Source organism: Paracoccus aeridis (genome assembly GCF_004923205.2).
GTDB classification, from domain to species: domain Bacteria; phylum Pseudomonadota; class Alphaproteobacteria; order Rhodobacterales; family Rhodobacteraceae; genus Paracoccus; species Paracoccus aeridis.
In genome coordinates, this window is sequence record NZ_SELD02000062.1 from 1 (window position 1) to 344 (window position 344).

General features: G+C 58.1%; 1 protein-coding gene. It reads left to right on the plus strand.

Annotation, left to right across the window (positions count from 1 at the left end):
- Positions 1–157: 157 nt before the first annotated feature.
- On the plus strand, positions 158–344 hold a 187-nt coding region (locus ELI80_RS16720), incomplete at its 3' end, for a transposase (RefSeq protein ID WP_201740656.1).

A 344-nucleotide genomic window follows, 5' to 3' on the forward strand; every position in this document is an offset into this window, starting at 1 on the left:
TGGGTCATTCCGGATGGTTCTTGTCCCGCACTCCCATTATCAGTGTGCCGTTAGCGTGGTGTATCTGTAACTGCCGGTGAGGCCCCATGAACGATGTGGGCGGCCACCGCAGTACCTTTCGAATCAACTCCTACATCTCCTCGAAAGGGACACCACGATGGCCGCTGACCCTAATCATATCGACCCAACCGCCTATCTCGAAGAGCTACTTAGCCAAGCCTCCCCGGATTTGCTGCGCGAGATGCTCGGCGATTTCATCAACCAGATCCTCTCCGCCCAAGCCGACAGTGTCTGCGGGGCCGAGTACGCCACTGTCTCCGATCAGCGCACCAACCGACGCAACG